This window comes from Salmonella enterica subsp. enterica serovar Typhimurium str. LT2, from assembly GCF_000006945.2.
In the GTDB taxonomy this organism is placed as follows: Bacteria; Pseudomonadota; Gammaproteobacteria; order Enterobacterales; family Enterobacteriaceae; genus Salmonella; species Salmonella enterica.
Window position 1 is genome coordinate 4,038,857 of record NC_003197.2, and the last position, 17,418, is coordinate 4,056,274.

A 17,418-nucleotide genomic window follows, 5' to 3' on the forward strand; every position below is an offset into this window, starting at 1 on the left:
ATTAAGGCAGGTTAAATATCGATATTCGCTGCTTTCAGGGCGTTCTCCTCGATAAAGGCACGACGCGGCTCAACGGCATCACCCATCAGCGTAGTGAACAGCTGGTCGGCAGCAATTGCATCTTTGACGGTCACGCGCAGCATACGGCGGCTTTCCGGGTCCATGGTGGTTTCCCACAGCTGATCCGGGTTCATTTCACCCAGACCTTTATAACGCTGGATAGCCAGACCGCGACGTGATTCTTTCACCAGCCACTCCAGCGCCTGCTCGAAGCTGGTTACCGGCTGGCGACGCTCGCCGCGTTCGATAAACGCGTCCTCTTCAATCAGACCACGCAGCTTCTCGCCCAGCGTGCAGATACGACGATATTCCGCGCCGGTCACAAACTCGTGATCCAACGGATAATCGGTATCCACGCCATGCGTACGCACGCGAACGATCGGCTCGAACAGATTCTGTTCCGTATTAGTATGAACATCGAACTTCCACTGACTGCCGTGCTGCTCTTTCTCGTTCAGCTCGGTAATCAGCGCATTCACCCAGCGCGTTACAGTCTGCTCATCAGAAAGATCGGCTTCGGTCAGAGTTGGCTGATACACCAGCTCTTTGAGCAGCGCTTTCGGGAAGCGACGCTCCATACGACCAATCATTTTCTGCGTGGCGTTATATTCAGAGACCAGTTTTTCTAACGCTTCGCCGGATAGCGCCGGCGCATGAGCGTTCGCGTGCAGAGTCGCACCGTCAAGCGCGATGGAAATCTGGTACTGATCCATCGCTTCGTCGTCTTTAATGTACTGTTCCTGCTTACCTTTCTTCACTTTGTACAGCGGCGGCTGCGCAATGTAGACGTGGCCACGCTCGACAATTTCCGGCATCTGACGATAGAAGAAGGTCAACAGCAGCGTACGGATGTGCGAGCCGTCGACGTCCGCATCGGTCATGATGATGATGCTGTGATAGCGCAGCTTGTCCGGGTTGTACTCGTCGCGACCGATACCGCAGCCCAGCGCGGTGATCAGCGTCGCCACTTCCTGGGAGGAAAGCATCTTGTCGAAGCGCGCTTTCTCGACGTTAAGGATTTTACCTTTCAGCGGCAGAATCGCCTGGTTCTTGCGGTTACGCCCCTGCTTCGCAGAGCCGCCCGCGGAGTCCCCTTCCACCAGGTACAGTTCGGACAGCGCCGGGTCGCGTTCCTGACAGTCCGCCAGTTTGCCCGGCAGACCGGCTAAATCGAGCGCGCCTTTACGACGGGTCATTTCACGGGCGCGACGCGCCGCTTCACGCGCACGCGCGGCGTCGATAATTTTGCCGACGACGATTTTCGCGTCAGATGGGTTTTCCAGCAGGTATTCGCTCAGCAGTTCGTTCATCTGCTGTTCTACCGCCGATTTCACCTCGGAAGAGACCAGCTTATCTTTGGTCTGTGAGGAGAATTTCGGATCCGGTACTTTTACGGAAACCACCGCAATCAGACCTTCACGGGCATCGTCGCCGGTGGCGCTGACTTTGGCTTTTTTGCTGTAGCCTTCTTTGTCCATGTAGGCGTTCAGCGTACGGGTCATCGCCGCACGGAAGCCTGCAAGGTGAGTACCGCCGTCGCGCTGCGGAATGTTGTTGGTAAAGCAGTAGATGTTTTCCTGGAAACCATCGTTCCACTGCAGCGCTACTTCCACGCCGATACCGTCTTTTTCGGTGGAGAAATAGAAGATATTCGGGTGGATCGGCGTTTTATTCTTGTTCAGATATTCAACAAACGCCTTGATGCCGCCTTCGTAGTGGAAATGATCTTCTTTGCCATCGCGCTTGTCGCGCAGGCGGATGGAGACGCCTGAGTTCAGGAATGACAGTTCACGCAGGCGTTTCGCCAGGATCTCATATTCAAATTCAGTGACGTTGGTGAAGGTTTCGTGGCTCGGCCAGAAACGTACCATCGTGCCGGTTTTATCGGTATCGCCAGTGACGGCCAGGGGTGCCTGCGGCACGCCGTGCTCGTAGATCTGACGGTGAATTTTGCCATCTCGCTGGATAACCAGTTCCAGTTTTTGCGACAGAGCGTTGACTACCGAGACGCCCACGCCGTGCAGACCGCCGGAGACTTTATAGGAGTTATCGTCAAATTTACCGCCCGCGTGCAGAACGGTCATGATCACTTCCGCCGCCGAGACGCCTTCTTCCGGGTGAATCCCGGTCGGAATGCCACGGCCATCATCCGTTACGGACACGGAGTTATCGGCGTGAATAGTCACGACGATATCTTTACAGTGACCTGCGAGCGCTTCGTCGATAGCGTTATCTACCACCTCGAATACCATGTGGTGCAGACCGGTGCCGTCATCCGTGTCGCCGATATACATACCCGGGCGCTTACGCACCGCATCCAGCCCTTTCAGGACTTTGATACTGGAGGAGTCATAAGAATTCGACATCAACGTTTCTCGCTCATTTAATCTTGGGTTAATCCGTTATTTTACCCTTTTCCACGGTAAACATCTTCGAATTTTCATCCGACATGTCTATAACGTGTTCAGCGCTAATTGCGCTGACAAAGACCTGCGATTGCGTGGCTTTTAAGCGGCTGGCCAGCAGTCCGCGACGCGCATCGTCAAGTTCAGAGGCAAAATCATCTATCAGGTACAGGCAGCGCCGCCCGCTTTCGCGGGTGAGGAACTCGCCCTGCGCCAGACGTAAGGCGCACATCAATAACTTTAGCTGCCCGCGCGACAGGGTATCTTCCACCGGCGCGCCGTCGGCGCGAATGCGAAAGTCCGCTTTATGCGGCCCGTGCGCGGTGTAGGTCAACATACGGTCACGCTCAAAGCTTCGCTCCAGCACGTCCGCATAGTCTGTCTCTTTCTCCCAGCCGCGCTGGAAAGAGAACGTCAGGGAAAATTCAGGTAAAAACTGCTGACAGGTATCCGCCATGTCCTGTGCGATAGCGCTACTGTACTCCGCCCGCCAGGTACTAATTTGTTCCGCCAGCGGAATCAGCTCTTTATCCCACGGGCGCAATTGCTCATAACGACTCACCTGGCGCAGCGCGGCATTACGCTGTTTCAGCAATCGTTTCAGGTTGCTCCAGGCGGTGAAGAATCCGGCTTCGTTGTGAAAGCATCCCCAGTCAAGGAACGCTCTTCTGTATTTGGGGCCGCCGTTGAGTAAAGTAAACCCCTCCGGCGTAATCAACTGCATCGGCATTAAATGCGCCAGCTCCGCGATCTTGTGACCGTCGGTACCGTCGATACGGACCTTGCTGTCGCCCTGCTTATCTTTGGTTAAGCCAATCGACGTCTCACGCTCTTCGCTCTGTAATCGCCCGTGAAGAACAAACGCTTCCTGCTCATGACGAATCACGCGGCCAGGCTGCAAACTGCGAAACGCCCGACCATGGCCAAGCGTATAGATAGCTTCCAGCACGCTGGTTTTGCCGCTGCCGTTGGCGCCAACCAGGAAGTTAAAGCCGGGGGATAAAGCGAGATCCGCATTTTCTATGTTGCGGAAGTCTTTGATTAAAAGGCGCGTCAGTGACATATATTAGTACATTCGTCCAGGGGCGTGTGTGTCGCAGCCAGTTCGTCTACCGCCAGCGCGCAGAAAGCGGAGCGTACACGAAGTACGTGAGCATTTCGAGCACTGCCGGGAGGCGAAATGGCAAGTAAACCAGCCCCTTTTCAGATTCTACAGCCTCATTGGCATAACAACGTAGGCAGCACTCTGTGACGCCGCATCCTCAATCTGTACGCTGGATACGGAATCCGTCAGCATAATGCGCACGGTTTCGCACTTCAGCGCATTGAGCACGTCCAGCACGTAACTGACGTTAAAGCCGATTTCCATCTCCGTCCCGCCGTAGCTCACGTCCAGAATCTCTTCCGCTTCTTCCTGTTCCGGGTTATTGGCGGTGATTTTGAGCTGATTCTCACTGACGTACAGACGCACGCCGCGGAATTTCTCATTCGAGAGGATTGCTGCGCGGGCAAACGCCTGCTTGAGGATATCGCAGCCCGCTTCCAGATGTTTATCCGGATTCTTCGGCAGAACGCGACGGTAATCCGGGAAGCGACCATCCACCAGCTTCGAGGTAAAGATAAAGTCGCCGACGTGCGCGCGGATATTATTACTGCCAATCTGCACGCGCAGCGGGTTTTCGCCGCCGTCGAGCATACGCATCAGTTCAATCACGCCTTTACGCGGCACAATCACCGAGTGGCTGGGTAAAGACGCTTCCAGCGGCATTGAGCACACCGCCAGACGGTGGCCGTCGGTCGCGACAGTGCGCAGTTCGCTACCTTCCGTTTCAAACAGCATACCGTTTAAGTAGTAGCGCACATCCTGATGGGCCATCGAAAACTGGGTCGATTCAATCAGGCGCTTCATCGTGGCCTGCGGCAGCGTAAATTCAACTTCGCTTTGCCAGTCGTCAAGATTCGGGAAATCGGCGGCAGGCAGCGTAGACAGCGAGAAGCGGCTACGGCCAGAACGCACCAGCATCCGATCGCCTTCCAACTGAACGGCAATCTCCGCGCCCTCCGGCAGGCCGCGGCAGATATCAAAGAATTTCCGCGCCGGCACGGTAGTGGCGCCTGGCTCATGCGGCTGAGAAAGCGTAACGCGCGCGACCATCTCCATTTCAAGATCGGTGCCGGTCAGAGAAAGCGTACCGTCCGCTACCTGGAGGAGCAGGTTACCGAGAATCGGCAGCGTAGGACGGCCGCCCAGCGGGCCGCTGACCTGCTGAAGCGGTTTTAATAAATGTTCACGTTCAACGGTAAATTTCATAGGATCACGACGACAATGTTCTGATTAAATTCGAAAAATCTTCTTTGATATCGTGGCTTTCTTCACGCAGTTGCTCAATTTTACGACAGGCATGAAGTACGGTAGTGTGGTCGCGCCCGCCAAACGCATCGCCGATTTCCGGCAGACTGTGGTTGGTGAGCTCTTTTGCCAGCGCCATAGCCATCTGGCGCGGACGTGCTACCGAGCGAGATCGACGCTTAGAAAGCAGATCCGCAATTTTGATTTTGTAATACTCGGCCACCGTCTTCTGAATATTGTCGATGGTGACCAGTTTTTCCTGCAACGCCAGTAAATCGCGCAGCGCTTCGCGCACAAAGTCGATAGTAATCGCCCGGCCGGTAAAGTTGGCATTGGCAATCACCCGGTTCAACGCGCCTTCCAGTTCACGCACGTTAGAGCGTAGACGTTTGGCGATAAAGAACGCTACTTCGCCTGGCAGACGAATATCATTTTCGTCCGCTTTTTTCATCAGGATCGCCACGCGGGTTTCCAGTTCTGGCGGTTCGATCGCCACTGTCAGCCCCCAACCAAAGCGGGACTTGAGACGATCCTCAACGCCGTTGATCTCTTTCGGATAGCGATCCGACGTCAAAATGATCTGCTGATTGCCTTCCAGCAGAGCGTTAAAGGTATGGAAAAACTCTTCCTGGGATCGTTCTTTATTGGCGAAGAATTGAATATCGTCGATCAGCAATGCGTCAACGGAGCGGTAGTAGCGTTTAAACTCTTCGATGGCGTTATTTTGCAGGGCTTTTACCATGTCCTGCACAAAGCGCTCGGAGTGCATATACACGACTTTCGCGTTGGGTTTACGCGCCATAATGCCGTTACCCACCGCGTGCAGCAGGTGAGTTTTACCCAGACCGGTGCCGCCATAGAGGAATAACGGGTTATAAGCGCCGCCAGGATTATCCGCCACCTGACGTGCCGCCGCGCGCGCCAGTTGGTTGGATTTACCTTCGACGAAGTTATCAAATGTATGTTTTACATTGACGTTGGAGCGGTAGGTCGGCTCCGCTGGCGCTGGTACGTTATCCCAGCCCGAACGGGCCGCAGGCGCTACGCGCTGCGGCTGCGCCGTTGTTGTCTGCGCAGGCGCGACAACGTTATGCACAGGCGTTTTTAGCGTTTGCGTAACGGGCTTTGTTCCCACTTCAAAACGCAGTTGTGGGGCATCCGCGCCGCAGAATGTGTTGAGTAATCCATTGATATTGTTGAGGTACTTATCTCTTACCCAATCGAGCACAAAACGGTTTGGCGCATACAAAGCCAGCGTGTTATCGCTCAGTTCCGCCTGCAACGGGCGTATCCACATACTGAATTCTGTGGCTGGTAACTCATCCTGCAATCGGGCAAGACACTGCTGCCAAAGCGAAAGTGACACGGCGGACTCCACTCGAACAAAAGTCGATAAATGACAAAGGCTGATACATTAATGATTGTTGGCGCACGTCGATAAGACCCTGCATGAAGGGTGACGCACGAACCGCTGTCTGCGGTTTTCACGGATCTTTCAAACGATCGCGACTTCACGCAGTCTGAAAAATTTCGTGTTCATGCCTGACCAGGATCGTTTGAAACGATCAGGACCGCGGATCATAGCCTAAACTGAGCAAGAGATCTTCTGTTTCTCACAGATTCTTCCCTATTTATCCACAGGACTTTCCAGGAAAGGATAAGTGTAATCGATCCTGGGGAACTCCTGTACGCTTTCGCGCGCATATTGAAAAAATTAATAGGTAAAGGTGAGCAGACGCCTAAAAGATCGCATAAAGATCCAGGGCGATCCTTGCGCTTTACCTGGCAGTCCGTATAATTCTCCACCCGTCGCGCAATGCCCGTCATATGGCGTCAACGCTGCTTATTTTCCGCACAAAAAGGCGTGGAAAATCGCGGGAAAATAAGGAAAGAGAATTGACTCCGGAGTGTACAATTATTACAATCCGGCCTCTTTAATCACCCACACTGTGGCGTAAGTCGTTCAAAGTTTGTTCGGGTATACGCAAAAGTCAGTGAATTTATTCAAGTTTAGGTAGAAATCGCCATGAAACGCACTTTTCAACCGTCTGTACTGAAGCGCAACCGTTCTCACGGCTTCCGTGCTCGTATGGCTACTAAAAATGGTCGTCAGGTTCTGGCACGTCGTCGTGCTAAAGGCCGCGCTCGTCTGACCGTTTCCAAGTAATAAAGCTAACCCCTGAGTGGTTAAGCTCGCATTTCCCAGGGAGTTACGTTTGTTAACTCCCGCTCATTTCACATTCGTCTTCCAGCAACCTCAACGGGCTGGCACGCCGCAAATCACCATCCTCGGCCGCCTGAATTCGCTGGGGCATCCCCGTATCGGTCTTACCGTCGCCAAGAAAAACGTTCGACGTGCGCATGAACGCAACCGGATTAAACGTCTGACGCGTGAAAGCTTCCGTCTGCGCCAGCATGAACTTCCTGCAATGGATTTCGTGGTGGTGGCGAAAAAAGGGGTTGCCGACCTCGATAACCGTGCTCTCTCGGAAGCGTTGGAAAAATTATGGCGCCGCCACTGTCGCCTGGCTCGCGGGTCCTGATAGCCCTTATTCGGGTCTATCAACGCCTGATCAGTCCGCTGCTTGGGCCGCATTGTCGTTTCACGCCAACGTGCTCAAGCTACGGAATTGAGGCATTGCGCAGGTTTGGAGTGATAAAAGGCAGTTGGTTGACGGTGAAACGCGTATTAAAATGCCACCCTTTACACCCTGGTGGTGACGATCCCGTCCCGCCCGGACCATTTGATACCAGAGAACACTAACGATGGATTCGCAACGCAATCTTTTAGTCATCGCTTTGCTGTTCGTGTCTTTCATGATCTGGCAAGCCTGGGAGCAGGATAAAAATCCGCAACCTCAGACTCAACAGACCACGCAGACAACGACCACCGCAGCGGGTAGCGCCGCCGACCAGGGCGTACCAGCCAGTGGCCAGGGGAAAATGATTACGGTGAAAACCGATGTGCTTGATTTGACTATCAACACCCGTGGTGGTGATGTCGAGCAGGCCTTGCTCCCGGCTTACCCGAAAGAACTGGGTTCCAACGAACCGTTCCAGCTGCTGGAAACCACCCCGCAGTTTATCTATCAGGCGCAAAGCGGCCTGACAGGCCGCGACGGCCCGGATAACCCGGCGAACGGCCCGCGTCCGCTGTACAACGTCGAGAAAGAGGCGTTTGTACTGGCCGACGGTCAGAACGAACTGCAGGTTCCGATGACTTATACTGACGCCGCAGGCAACACGTTTACCAAAACGTTTGTCTTTAAGCGTGGCGATTATGCGGTTAACGTGAACTATAGCGTGCAGAACGCCGGCGAAAAACCGCTGGAAGTCTCCACCTTTGGTCAGTTAAAACAATCCGTCAACCTGCCTCCTCATCGCGACACCGGCAGCAGCAACTTTGCGCTGCATACATTCCGCGGCGCAGCGTACTCCACGCCGGATGAGAAGTATGAGAAATACAAATTCGACACTATTGCCGATAACGAAAACCTCAACGTCAGCTCCAAAGGCGGTTGGGTGGCAATGTTGCAGCAGTATTTCGCTACCGCATGGATTCCGCGTAACGACGGCACCAACAATTTCTACACCGCCAATCTGGGCAACGGCATTGTCGCTATCGGCTATAAAGCGCAGCCGGTACTGGTACAGCCAGGCCAGACTGGCGCGATGACCAGCACCCTGTGGGTCGGCCCGGAAATTCAGGATAAAATGGCGGCTGTTGCACCGCACCTGGATTTGACCGTGGACTACGGCTGGTTGTGGTTCATCTCTCAGCCGCTGTTCAAGTTGCTGAAGTGGATCCACAGCTTTGTGGGCAACTGGGGCTTCTCCATTATCATCATTACCTTTATCGTTCGCGGTATCATGTACCCGCTGACCAAAGCGCAGTACACGTCAATGGCGAAGATGCGTATGCTGCAGCCGAAAATTCAGGCGATGCGCGAACGTCTTGGCGATGATAAACAGCGCCAAAGCCAGGAGATGATGGCCCTGTACAAAGCGGAGAAGGTTAACCCGCTGGGCGGCTGCTTCCCGCTGATCATCCAGATGCCTATCTTCCTGGCGTTGTACTACATGCTGATGGGTTCCATTGAACTGCGTCATGCGCCGTTCGCTCTGTGGATTCATGACCTGTCCGCACAGGACCCGTACTACATTCTGCCGATCCTGATGGGCGTAACGATGTTCTTCATTCAGAAGATGTCGCCGACCACCGTGACCGACCCGATGCAGCAGAAGATCATGACCTTTATGCCGGTCATCTTTACGGTGTTCTTCCTGTGGTTCCCGTCAGGTCTGGTGCTGTACTATATCGTCAGCAACCTGGTCACCATCATTCAGCAGCAGCTGATTTACCGTGGTCTGGAGAAGCGTGGCCTGCATAGCCGCGAGAAGAAAAAATCCTGATTCGGTGTAGGCCGGATAAGGCGAAGCCGCCATCCGGCAAGGCGCGCCGGTCAGCCTGATGGCGCTAACGCTTATCAGGCCTACAATCAAAAGGCGGTCATATGACCGCCTTTTTTTATTGCAACAAAGTTGAGACTAACCATGAGCCATAACGACACTATCGTCGCCCAGGCAACCCCACCGGGACGCGGTGGCGTGGGTATCCTGCGTATTTCCGGTCTGAAGGCGCGCGACGTTGCGCAAGAGGTGCTGGGCAAGCTGCCGAAGCCGCGCTATGCCGACTACCTGCCGTTTAAAGATGTTGACGGCAGCGCGCTGGATCAGGGTATTGCGCTGTGGTTCCCCGGCCCGAACTCCTTCACCGGTGAAGATGTGCTGGAGCTACAAGGGCACGGCGGTCCGGTGATTCTGGACCTGCTGTTAAAACGTATCCTGACGCTTCCAGGCGTGCGCATTGCCCGACCGGGCGAGTTCTCCGAGCGAGCGTTCCTCAACGATAAGCTCGATTTAGCCCAGGCGGAAGCCATTGCCGACCTGATCGATGCCAGTTCCGAACAGGCGGCGCGTTCGGCGCTAAACTCGTTACAGGGGGCATTTTCCGCCCGCGTTAACCACCTTGTGGAAGCACTTACTCACCTGCGAATCTACGTCGAAGCGGCTATTGATTTTCCGGATGAGGAGATCGACTTTCTCTCTGACGGCAAAATCGAAGCGCAGCTCAATGGCGTCATCGCCGATCTTGACGCCGTGCGCACCGAAGCGCGCCAGGGCAGCCTGCTGCGCGAAGGGATGAAGGTAGTGATTGCCGGACGCCCGAATGCCGGGAAATCCAGCCTGCTGAATGCGCTGGCAGGCCGTGAAGCGGCCATTGTCACCGATATCGCCGGTACCACGCGCGACGTGTTGCGCGAGCATATCCACATCGACGGGATGCCGCTGCATATCATCGATACCGCCGGACTGCGCGACGCCAGCGACGAAGTTGAGCGTATCGGCATCGAACGCGCCTGGCAGGAGATTGAACAGGCCGATCGCGTGCTGTTTATGGTGGATGGCACCACGACGGACGCCGTTGACCCTGCCGACATCTGGCCGGACTTTATCGCCCGTCTGCCCAAAAATCTACCGATTACCGTGGTACGTAACAAGGCGGATATCACCGGCGAAACGTTGGGTATTAGTGAAGTAAACGGTCACTCACTGGTTCGCCTCTCGGCGCGTACCGGCGAAGGCATCGACGTGTTGCGTAACCACCTCAAGCAAAGCATGGGGTTTGATACCAATATGGAAGGCGGCTTCCTGGCCCGTCGCCGTCACCTACAGGCGCTGGCGGAAGCCGCTGAACACCTTGAGCAGGGCAAAGCGCAGCTATTAGGCGCATGGGCGGGGGAACTGCTGGCGGAAGAGTTGCGCCTGGCGCAGCAAAGCTTAAGCGAGATTACCGGCGAGTTTACCTCCGACGACCTGCTGGGACGGATTTTCTCCAGCTTCTGTATCGGTAAGTAAGTTTTAGTCCACCCTCGTCAGTGAACGTTCACTAACCCGCATTAACTGCCTGTTAACGCGGGTTTTTACTTTCCATACTCGTCCATAGTCGTGCGGGTTCATCCGCGATTTTTGTGTCCTGAATTGTCCCCATCTTTAAATCCCTCGTGTACCATTGTTTACTTTTTGATCTAAAAATTACATCAAATGAACACAAAAAACGGTATAAAAAACGCTCAAATATCCCTTCTCATGGACACACTATAGAGGTGAGATATGGCACTTTCAGATACCAAATTACGCACACTTGCTCCCAGAAACCGCCCCTGGCAACTTGCCGATCATGACGGGTTGGTGATTGAAGTTCTTCCCACCGGACGAAAAATCTGGCGTTTCCGCTACCGCTTTGACAACAAATCGCAACAGATCACGCTGGGCGAATACCCAGCTTTCTCACTTGCAGAAGCGCGGCTCTGGCGTGAAAAGTGCCGCTCACTGGTTGCCCATGGCATCAATCCCGCGCAGAAAAAGCAGGAAGAAAAGCTTAAACAGAAAGACCCAACGACAGTCAAAACATTCGCCAAACGCTGGCTGACCGATATCGTTGAAAAAAGTAACCGCGATCCACGCAACATCACTCGCGTTATCGAGAAGGACATCATTCCCATCATCGGGAAGCTGGAACTCGAAGAACTCACAACTGCCCACATTCAGGTCGTGCTCGACCGCATCAAGCAACGAGGTTCGGATCACGTCGCATTACTGACGTGAAACGTGCTTAAACGCATGCTGGCCTATGCAATTTCCAGGGGAATCATCTTCAACAACCCGGCAGCGGCTATCGAGGCTCGTTATATCACACAAGCAACAAGTCGTGATGTGGCACTGACCGCAGAAGAGATCGGCATCCTGTTACGGGGGATCTACACCTCTAACATGAACCGACGCCACAAGCTGGCCCTGCACCTGCTGATCATCTGCATGGTGCGTAAATCGGAATTGATTGAAGCAACATGGAGTGAAGTTAACTTCAACGCGCTGGAATGGCGTATCCCCGGCGAAAGAATGAAGATGGATAATCCACATATTGTTCCGCTGTCAAAGCAGGCGCTGGCGATGTTCGAAGAGCTAAAATTTCTGGCCGGAGATTCCCCTTACGTCTTCCCCAGCCGACACGGCTACCGACGTCCGATCTCCAAAACAACGCTGAACTGTGCGGTGCGTACGCTGGATCTGAACGTCAGGGATTTTGTTATTCATGACTTCCGGCGTACTGCCAGCACATTGCTACATGAGCAGGGCTACAACTCGGATTGGATAGAGAAATACCTGGCGCATAAGATCGGCGGCGTTCACGGTGTCTACAACCGTGCGGAGTACCTGAATCAGCGCCGGGAGATGCTTCAGTCTTGGGCTGATTTTGTTGATGCGCAGATTGAGACTGGAAGGAAGGTTATCATTGGACAATTCGGGAAGTCTTACAATGTAACCGTATGAATAATATGGAAAATATAACAATAATAGTTTCTGATTAGAATATACTATCTAACCGGTTGAAAAAGATGCACTTCTCAACCATAATAACATCACTCTTTAGCGTTAGGCTTTGATTTATAGCCTTGTCGAGCGTTTCGCCAGACACTAACTTATTGAGTACTTTTAGGGTTGCGCTAGAAAGTTTTCTACCGATCCTAGAAGTCTCTAGGATCGGTAGAAAACTTTCTAGCGCCTCCTCTAGTAAAGAGTAAAAAACGAGCAAAAAACATTGCTCGTTTTTTTCATCAACGGAAGACAAATCAAAAATACATAACGTTTAAATCAATGTTTGAAGAAACTATTAAAAAACAATTTGAATTGTTAGACATAAGTAACTTCAATGTTGATATATCTCATCGTCTCCTTTTCGTGTGTGGTGGCAAAGTCGATGTACGTGCACCAATTCCCCCCAGTTTTAGGGATAGACTACTCACTTACACAGCAAAAAATGCCTCTGAACTTCACGAACATTTCATTCTAGCTGAGACATTCAAGGATTATTTTAAAGAGAATGCCTATCCGGACCTTCTGGTGTTTGAAGATGATATAGCCAGTATTTCATCTCTTATTATCATTTTTTTAGAAAGCCCAGGATCATTAGTTGAGTTAGGTATATTTTGCAACAAATCAGAACTATTTAAAAAAATACTGATTGTTGCTTCAGCGGAAGAAGTATACGGTGAGGACTCATTCATTTATTTAGGCCCACTAGAGTATATTAAGAAGAAAGTCTCATCCTCTGTTGTAATCTATCCTTGGCCGGATCCTGAAGTCTTAAAATACGATAATGATTTTCTTGATGATTTATGTGTAAATATAAAAGAAAAACTTTCATCAATCCCAAAAACAGAACAATTCAGTAAGGATAATTCTGGACATATAGCACTTCTAATTACTGAAATTATATCTCTTTGCGCCCCAATACAACTTAGTGAAATAGAATCAGCCCTAAACTCATTAGGGATTAATATTTCAACAAAAATTATTAACAGATCAATTTATTTACTTCAGAAAGTTGGTTTTATAGACGTTTTATCATATAGCTCAAACAAATATTACTTTCCATTAAAAGAGCGCAAATGGGTAAAATTTGGTAAAACTAAAGATAATAAACTCATAGATAATCAACAATTAAAAATGAAGGTTAGACAATCTTTTGTAACATTAACCGATCCATTATCAAAACGAAGAATTACAGCGCTGCGTCAAATAATAGCAAAAAAAGAAATGGCTGAGGAGATTAATTAATGGACATATTACAGCATATTTCAGATTTACTATTAACCAAGAAAAGTGAAATCATTTCCTTTTCATTGACGGCACCTTATCGCTATAAAATATATAAAATTGCAAAAAGAAACTCAGATAAGAAGAGAACTATTGCTCATCCTTCGAAAGAACTAAAATTTATACAACGTGAAATTACTGAGTATTTAACCGATAAATTACCCGTTCATGAATGCGCATTTGCATATAAAAAGGGCAGTAGCATTAAGACCAACGCTCAAGTTCATCTTCATACAAAATACTTGTTGAAGATGGATTTTGAGAATTTTTTCCCTAGCATAACACCACGTCTATTTTTCTCAAAGTTACGACTTGCAAATATTGATTTAACTGCAGATGATAAAGTACTACTTGAGAATATATTATTCTTCAAATCCAAGAGAAATAGTAATTTAAGATTAAGTATTGGAGCACCAAGCTCACCTTTAATATCAAATTTTGTGATGTACTTTTGGGATATTGAGGTTCAAGAGATATGCTCTAAAATAGGCGTTAACTATACTCGTTATGCTGATGATTTAACCTTTTCAACAAATAATAAAGATGTTTTGTTTGATATACCTGACATGCTTGAAAACGTACTGCCTAAATATTCTTTAGGTAGGATTAGAATCAATCATGAAAAAACAGTGTTTTCTTCAAAAGGACATAACCGTCACGTTACTGGTATAACTCTAACAAACGATAACAAATTATCCATAGGTAGAGAAAGGAAAAGAAAAATCTCTGCCATGATCCATCATTTTATAAATGGGAAATTATCTACTGACGAATGCAATAAATTAGTCGGGCTACTTGCATTTGCTAAAAATATTGAGCCTTCGTTTTATAAAAGCATGGTCATTAAATATGGATCTGATAATATTTATAAATTACAAAAACAAAAAGACAAATAATTTCTGCTGCACTTTTATAGACACCAGTGTTTTGTTGATTATGCCCAGAACAACTTGGAATAAGTTTTCCTAAGCGTATTACATTATACGCTTGGCCTAACTTAATCATAGATTTTCCAGAAAAATAAATTTTTCAAATCCCATAAACAATTCCCCACAGCTTCCCTACGCCCCCGGTCAACCAGGGAACGAAGCGTGGCCTGAAACTGACCTCCTGTCTCGATACAGGTGACCACACCCTTTATCGCTACCCTGTTGCAAGCGTAGCGGCAGACAGAACGCTGTAGATAAGTCGGACGGCATTGCCGAAGGCTTTCCGTCCGTACTTCCTGCTGAATGTGCAAAACGCGGCGTCACTTTTAAGAGCGTAAGAGAGTGAAAGTGACGCCAGCGCGCAGATCAGCTTCAACCCGGCTACTGCCTGCAAATCCACTGCAACAAACTGGCTGACACTCAAACAGATGTCAGAAATTCACTTACCAGGGTCAATCTGGCCGGGATCTCAAAAAATGCATGGAACTAAAACGGGTCTATTTACAGTTTCACCAGCTACTTGGTTTTTGTGTCCTTTAATGTGCCCATAGCCATGTTTTCAAGGCAAATTATAGATTATATATCAACGAATTATCTAGATTTTCCAGTTTCTGTATTGGTGTCGGGTGACGGCTGACGCCATCCGGCTTACGTCACTGCCGGGGTGATATCTCATTGCCTCATAGGAAATCACTGTTGTCCAAATGGCAACTCGTCTCGCGCAACATCGCCCCGTATTCTTAGCGCCACACTTTTCGTGAGGCCGCTATGAAACGTTTTCTACTGTGTAGTTTTGCCCTGGTTTTACTCTATCCTGCCGGTATTGATATGTATCTGGTCGGTTTACCGCGTATAGCCGCCGATCTGAACGCCAGCGAGGCGCAGTTGCATATCGCCTTCTCCGTTTACCTGGCCGGAATGGCGACGGCCATGCTGTTTGCCGGGAAGATAGCCGACCAGTCAGGCCGCAAGCCGGTCGCGATCGTCGGCGCGCTCGTCTTTATGATGGCCTCACTGCTTTGTTCACGGGCGTCGGAAGGCTCGCTATTTCTGAGTGGGCGTTTTCTTCAGGGAGTAGGCGCAGGCGGCTGCTATGTGGTGGCGTTCGCCATTCTGCGCGACACGCTCGACGAGCATCGCCGGGCGAAAGTGCTGTCATTATTGAATGGGATTACCTGTATTGTGCCGGTACTCGCCCCGGTGGTGGGGCATTTGATTATGCTTCGTTTCCCCTGGCAAAGTCTGTTCTATACGATGTCCGCGATGGGCATTATTGTGGGCCTGTTATCACTGTTTATCCTGCGCGAGACGCGCCCGGTAAGGCTGGCTCCACGCGATTTATCACGATCGTCGCCCGCCGCCGAGTCGCTGATTAACCGTTTTTTCGTTAGTCGACTGGCGATCACCACCCTTAGCGTGTCGGTGATCCTGACCTTTGTCAATGCCTCTCCAGTGCTGCTGATGGAGGTGATGGGATTTAGCCGTGGCGACTATGCCATTACCATGGCGCTCACCGCAGGCGTCAGTATGGTCGTCTCTTTTTCCACCCCTTTTGCGCTTGGGTTATTTAAGCCGCGAACCTTAATGCTCGTCTCACAGGGGCTGTTTTTGACGGCTGGCGTGACGTTAAGCCTTGCTCATACCAATACCGTCACACTCTTTGGCCTGACGCTTATCTGCGCCGGATTCTCGGTTGGTTTTGGCGTCGCGATGAGCCAGGCGCTGGGGCCGTTTTCGCTGCGCGCCGGAGTGGCCAGTTCCACGCTCGGTATCGCGCAGGTTTGCGGTTCATCACTGTGGATTTGGCTGGCGGCAATACTCGGTATCAGCGCGATGAATATGCTGATCGGGATTCTGATTGGTTGTAGCATAGTGAGTATTCTGCTGATCTTCTCCGTCACGCCCAACAGGTCCGTAGCCGAGCATGAAGAAATCCCTTACCAATCTCGACCTTAATTTGCTGTTATGCCTACAGTTACTCATGCAGGAGCGCAGCGTCACTAAAGCTGCAAAACGGATGAACGTAACGCCCTCAGCGGTCAGCAAATCGCTGGCGAAACTCCGGGCATGGTTTGACGATCCGCTGTTCGTCAATACGCCGCTGGGCCTGGCGCCGACGCCGCTGATGGTCAGTATGGAGCAAAGTCTGGCGGACTGGATGCAGATGGGGAATCAACTGCTTGATAAACCGCATCATCAAACGCCGCGCGGTTTAAAATTTGAGTTGGCAGCAGAGTCGCCGCTGATGATGATTATGTTTAATTCACTGTCGCAGCAGATTTATCAGCGCTATCCGCAGGCTACCATTAAGGTTCGCAACTGGGATTATGACTCGCTGGAGGCGATTACGCGTGGGGAAGTCGATATCGGATTTACCGGACGCGAAAGCCATCCCCGCTCGCGAGAATTGCTCAGTCTGTTACCGCTCGCGATTGATTTTGAGGTACTGTTTAGCGATTTACCGTGGGTCTGGCTGCGGGAAGATCATCCGGCGCTGCGCGAAGCGTGGGATCTGGACACTTTTCTGCGCTACCCACATATCAGTATTTGCTGGGAGCAAAGCGATACCTGGGCGCTGGACGATGTCCTGCAAGAAATGGGACGCAAACGCCATATCGCGTTGAGCCTGCCGGGGTTCGAGCAGTCGCTCTTTATGGCCGCCCAGCCGGGTCACACCCTGATAGCAACCGCGCCGCGCTATTGCCAGCACTACAATCAGCTCCACCAGCTACCGTTAGTGGCGCGCCCCCTGCCTTTTGATGCGCAACAGCGGGAAAAGCTGATGGTGCCGTTTACCCTATTATGGCACAAACGTAATAGTCATAATCCCAAGATTGTGTGGCTACGACAGGCTATCAACACGCTCTGCCGTCGCCTTATCTGACCACCTGCGTTGATAAATTAACCTTCCTCTTACCAGAAATGTCACCATCTGATTAAAGAACCTTCTGAA

At 51.0% G+C, this 17,418-nt stretch carries 13 protein-coding genes, 1 pseudogene and 13 other annotated features; of the genes and pseudogenes, 10 read left to right on the forward strand and 4 right to left on the reverse strand.

What is annotated here, in order from left to right; all coding sequences use genetic code 11:
* Nucleotides 1-11 precede the first annotated feature (11 nt).
* The 4 genes from gyrB to dnaA form a co-directional block, all read right to left on the reverse strand.
* Nucleotides 12-2,437 (reverse strand): DNA gyrase, subunit B gene (gene gyrB / locus STM3835; protein ID NP_462735.1). Within the gene, nt 12-2,426 belong to an annotated coding region; the region does not span the whole gene.
* Nucleotides 2,432-2,437: a ribosome-binding site (putative RBS for gyrB; RegulonDB:STMS1H003798), on the reverse strand. (Overlaps the previous gene by 6 nt.)
* 17 nt (nt 2,438-2,454) lie before the next feature.
* The gene (gene recF, locus STM3836; protein ID NP_462736.1) for a gap repair protein occupies nt 2,455-3,548 on the reverse strand. Within the gene, nt 2,455-3,528 belong to an annotated coding region; the region does not span the whole gene.
* Nucleotides 3,543-3,548: a ribosome-binding site (putative RBS for recF; RegulonDB:STMS1H003799), on the reverse strand. (Overlaps the previous gene by 6 nt.)
* Before the next feature lie 127 nt (nt 3,549-3,675).
* Nucleotides 3,676-4,776: a DNA polymerase III, beta-subunit gene (gene dnaN, locus STM3837; protein NP_462737.1), complete on the reverse strand. Its 1,101-nt coding sequence runs from the start codon at nt 4,774-4,776 to the stop codon at nt 3,676-3,678.
* Nucleotides 4,777-4,780: 4 nt separating this feature from the next.
* The gene (dnaA, locus tag STM3838; protein NP_462738.1) for a DNA replication initiator protein occupies nt 4,781-6,258 on the reverse strand. Within the gene, nt 4,781-6,181 belong to an annotated coding region; the region does not span the whole gene.
* Nucleotides 6,188-6,193, reverse strand: a ribosome-binding site (putative RBS for dnaA; RegulonDB:STMS1H003800). It overlaps the preceding gene by 6 nt.
* Nucleotides 6,234-6,242 (reverse strand) — a -10 signal (putative -10_signal for dnaA; RegulonDB:STMLTH004617).
* Nucleotides 6,250-6,258, reverse strand: a -35 signal (putative -35_signal for dnaA; RegulonDB:STMLTH004617).
* A 524-nt stretch (nt 6,259-6,782) precedes the next feature.
* Nucleotides 6,783-6,791 (forward strand) — a -35 signal (putative -35_signal for rpmH; RegulonDB:STMLTH004618).
* Here dnaA and rpmH point away from each other — a divergent pair.
* The 10 genes and pseudogenes from rpmH (at nt 6,783) to yidZ (ending at nt 17,349) form a co-directional block, all read left to right on the forward strand.
* The gene (gene rpmH / locus STM3839; protein NP_462739.1) for a 50S ribosomal subunit protein L34 occupies nt 6,783-6,982 on the forward strand. Within the gene, nt 6,842-6,982 belong to an annotated coding region; the region does not span the whole gene. It overlaps the preceding feature by 9 nt.
* Nucleotides 6,810-6,818 (forward strand) — a -10 signal (putative -10_signal for rpmH; RegulonDB:STMLTH004618). (Overlaps the previous gene by 9 nt.)
* Nucleotides 6,827-6,832 (forward strand) — a ribosome-binding site (putative RBS for rpmH; RegulonDB:STMS1H003801).
* Before the next feature lie 16 nt (nt 6,983-6,998).
* Nucleotides 6,999-7,358 carry an RNase P gene (gene rnpA, locus STM3840; RefSeq protein ID NP_462740.1) on the forward strand — a complete coding sequence of 120 codons (360 nt, stop codon included), beginning with the start codon at nt 6,999-7,001 and terminating at the stop codon, nt 7,356-7,358.
* Nucleotides 7,317-7,322: a ribosome-binding site (putative RBS for STM3841; RegulonDB:STMS1H003802), on the forward strand. (Overlaps the previous gene by 6 nt.)
* The gene (locus tag STM3841; protein NP_462741.1) for a putative inner membrane protein occupies nt 7,317-7,579 on the forward strand. Within the gene, nt 7,322-7,579 belong to an annotated coding region; the region does not span the whole gene. The genes rnpA and STM3841 overlap by 42 nt, the downstream gene beginning before the upstream one ends.
* Nucleotides 7,569-7,574 (forward strand) — a ribosome-binding site (putative RBS for yidC; RegulonDB:STMS1H003803). It overlaps the preceding gene by 6 nt.
* Nucleotides 7,569-9,228, forward strand: a protein-coding gene (gene yidC / locus STM3842) for a putative preprotein translocase subunit YidC (protein ID NP_462742.1). Within the gene, nt 7,582-9,228 belong to an annotated coding region; the region does not span the whole gene. Before STM3841 ends, yidC begins: the two co-directional genes overlap by 11 nt.
* A gap of 141 nt (nt 9,229-9,369) precedes the next feature.
* Nucleotides 9,370-10,734: a GTPase for tRNA modification and thiophene and furan oxidation gene (trmE, locus tag STM3843; protein ID NP_462743.1), complete on the forward strand. Its 1,365-nt coding sequence runs from the start codon at nt 9,370-9,372 to the stop codon at nt 10,732-10,734.
* Nucleotides 10,735-10,989: 255 nt separating this feature from the next.
* Nucleotides 10,990-12,210 (forward strand): annotated as a pseudogene (locus tag STM3844) (pseudogene; in-frame stop; putative integrase).
* A 324-nt stretch (nt 12,211-12,534) separates the two neighbouring features.
* The gene (locus STM3845) at nt 12,535-13,497 is read left to right on the forward strand and encodes a putative inner membrane protein (protein NP_462744.1); all 963 of its coding nucleotides are present in this window, start codon (nt 12,535-12,537) and stop codon (nt 13,495-13,497) included.
* A 62-nt stretch (nt 13,498-13,559) separates the two neighbouring features.
* Nucleotides 13,560-13,565 (forward strand) — a ribosome-binding site (putative RBS for STM3846; RegulonDB:STMS1H003805).
* Nucleotides 13,560-14,432 (forward strand): putative reverse transcriptase gene (locus tag STM3846; RefSeq protein ID NP_462745.3). Within the gene, nt 13,563-14,432 belong to an annotated coding region; the region does not span the whole gene. (Overlaps the previous feature by 6 nt.)
* A gap of 792 nt (nt 14,433-15,224) precedes the next feature.
* Nucleotides 15,225-15,230, forward strand: a ribosome-binding site (putative RBS for yidY; RegulonDB:STMS1H003806).
* The gene (gene yidY / locus STM3847) for a putative MFS family tranport protein (protein NP_462746.1) occupies nt 15,225-16,421 on the forward strand. Within the gene, nt 15,234-16,421 belong to an annotated coding region; the region does not span the whole gene. (Overlaps the previous feature by 6 nt.)
* Nucleotides 16,373-16,378, forward strand: a ribosome-binding site (putative RBS for yidZ; RegulonDB:STMS1H003807). Its footprint overlaps the gene before it by 6 nt.
* Nucleotides 16,373-17,349 (forward strand): putative LysR family transcriptional regulator gene (gene yidZ, locus STM3848; protein NP_462747.1). Within the gene, nt 16,390-17,349 belong to an annotated coding region; the region does not span the whole gene. The genes yidY and yidZ overlap by 49 nt, the downstream gene beginning before the upstream one ends.
* Nucleotides 17,350-17,418 lie beyond the last annotated feature (69 nt).

What these genes read in the sequence shown, in the direction of transcription:
- STM3845 (NP_462744.1), top strand. Translation starts at nt 12,535, where the DNA reads ATGTTTGAAGAAACTATTAAAAAACAATTTGAATTGTTAGACATAAGT.
- trmE (NP_462743.1), top strand. Translation starts at nt 9,370, where the DNA reads ATGAGCCATAACGACACTATCGTCGCCCAGGCAACCCCACCGGGACGC.
- recF (NP_462736.1), bottom strand. Translation starts at nt 3,528, where the DNA reads ATGTCACTGACGCGCCTTTTAATCAAAGACTTCCGCAACATAGAAAAT.
- dnaN (NP_462737.1), bottom strand. Translation starts at nt 4,776, where the DNA reads ATGAAATTTACCGTTGAACGTGAACATTTATTAAAACCGCTTCAGCAG.
- gyrB (NP_462735.1), bottom strand. Translation starts at nt 2,426, where the DNA reads ATGTCGAATTCTTATGACTCCTCCAGTATCAAAGTCCTGAAAGGGCTG.
- rpmH (NP_462739.1), top strand. Translation starts at nt 6,842, where the DNA reads ATGAAACGCACTTTTCAACCGTCTGTACTGAAGCGCAACCGTTCTCAC.
- yidC (NP_462742.1), top strand. Translation starts at nt 7,582, where the DNA reads ATGGATTCGCAACGCAATCTTTTAGTCATCGCTTTGCTGTTCGTGTCT.
- yidZ (NP_462747.1), top strand. Translation starts at nt 16,390, where the DNA reads ATGAAGAAATCCCTTACCAATCTCGACCTTAATTTGCTGTTATGCCTA.
- STM3841 (NP_462741.1), top strand. Translation starts at nt 7,322, where the DNA reads ATGGCGCCGCCACTGTCGCCTGGCTCGCGGGTCCTGATAGCCCTTATT.
- yidY (NP_462746.1), top strand. Translation starts at nt 15,234, where the DNA reads ATGAAACGTTTTCTACTGTGTAGTTTTGCCCTGGTTTTACTCTATCCT.